This is a genomic window from Cupriavidus sp. 01L46 (genome assembly GCF_056399905.1).
In genome coordinates, this window is record NZ_JBFTSF010000546.1 from 1 (window position 1) to 1,934 (window position 1,934).

Here is a 1,934-nt window from a genome sequence, read left to right on the forward strand (position 1 = left end):
CGGCAGCACTAACTGCCGGGGCCGGGCCAGATAGGACAGATAGGACAGATAGGACAGGATACGCATCCCTATTGCCCTATTACCCTATTGCACCGCGAACACCAGCACGCTGTTGCCGCGCTTGAAGTCCAGTTGCGTATTGCCGCCGGCTGCCACCGCGATGTACTGCTTGCCGCCGACCATGTAGGACACCGCAGGCGCATTCACGCCCGCGCCGCACTGGTACTCCCACAGCTTCTTGCCGGTGGCGGCGTCGAAGGCGCGGAACAGGCCGTTGCCTTCCCCATTGAAGACCAGTCCGCCGGCTGTCGCGAGCACGCCGCCGATCAGCGGCTGCTCGGTCTTGTAATCCCACACCACTTTGCCGGTATCGATGTTCACCGCGGAGAGCTTGCCCCACTGCGCCTCGGCCGGGATGGTCTTGAAGGCGCCGCCTAGCCAGAGCTTGCCGCCCGGGTAGGGCGAAGCTTCCACCTGGTAAGTCATCGGCTGGTGCAGGTTGGCGGCATAGGCCATCCGCGTCTTCGGGTTGAAGGCCATCGGCGACCATTCCACGCCGCCATTGGCGCCCGGCAGCATGCGTGCGCCCTTGGCCGTGGGCAGGGTCCACATGTCTTCCTGCGGGATCATGGCTTGCGAGAAGCGGATAAGCCGGCCGTCGCGGCGGTCATGCACATAGACGTGGCCGGTCTTGCCGCCGTGGATCACGCCGGGAATCATCTGGCCGTTGTTGTCGCGCACGTCGACCAGGATCGGCGGGCTGACGGCGTCCAGGTCCCATACGTCATGGGCGATGTACTGCGAGTGCCATTTGTAGGCGCCGGTATCCAGGTCCACCGCGACCATCGAATCCGTATAGAGGTTGTCTCCGGGGCGGATGGCGCCATACAGGTCGGGCGAGGGATTGCCCACCACGAAGATCGCCATCTTGTTCTTGCGGTCGATCGCCGGCGGCATCCACACGCCGCCGCCGAGCGCCTTGTAGAAATCGCCGCCCTTGTCCGCGAGCTGTTTCTTCTCGGCCGCGATGTCGCGCTTCATGTCGCGCCCGGTGGCATCCTTGGTGGCCCACACGCCTTCATGGCCCTTTTCGGGGATGGTGTAGAAGGTCCACAGCAGCTTGCCGTCGGTGGCGCTATACGCCTTGAGGAAGCCACGGATGCCGTACTCGCCGCCATTGGTGCCGATCAGGATCTTGTCGTCCACCACCACCGGCGCCATGGTTTCCGAGTAGCCCAGTTCGGGATCGGCGATCTGCGTTTCCCACAGCAGCTTGCCGGTCTTGGCGTCCAGCGCGACCAGCTTGGCGTCGAGCGTGCCCATGAAGAGGCGGTCTGCGCTGACGGCCACGCCGCGGTTGTTCGGGCCGCAGCAGAAGGTCGTGATCGGCCCCATCTTGTGCTTGTAGTGCCAGAACTCCTTGCCGGTCACGGCATCGATCGCATAGACGTGGTTATAGGACGTGGTCAGGAACATCACGCCGTTGACGACGATCGGCGCGGTCTCCATGGACTCGAGCACGGCGGTCTGGAACAGGAACGCGGGTTTCAGCTTTGCCACATTCTTGGTGTTGATCTGGCTGCCCGGGTAGTAGCGCGTCTGCACGTAGGAGCCATTCGAATGCACCCAGTCGTTGGCGTTGTTGCCGGCCGCGTCGAGCTGTGCCTGTGTCACCGGCGGGAGGGGCCGGGTCATGGCCGCGCCCGGGGTGGTCGCGCCACCCTGGATTTCGTCCGCGCCGAAGGCTGCGGGAATGAGCGCCGCGGCGGCGGCGGCCAGTGCAAGCAACAGCAAGGGGAGGGTCACCCGGGCATGGCTGCGGGATGAGAGCATGGGAAGCTCCTTTCTTGAATTTTTCGTGCCCCGGCTTTCCCAGGGCGAAAGGGCGTGCTTGTCGCGCACTGTGACGGCCCGGGTCACAAGCAGTATAGGCA

General features: G+C 64.4%; 1 protein-coding gene. It reads right to left on the bottom strand.

All coding sequences use genetic code 11. The features are described from left to right. Window positions 1-84: 84 nt before the first annotated feature. Complete coding sequence (locus AC1DS3_RS38170) at window positions 85-1,833, bottom strand: pyrroloquinoline quinone-dependent dehydrogenase (RefSeq protein WP_441641398.1); 1,749 nt, start codon at window positions 1,831-1,833, stop codon at window positions 85-87. Between the last annotated feature and the right edge of the window lie 101 nt (window positions 1,834-1,934).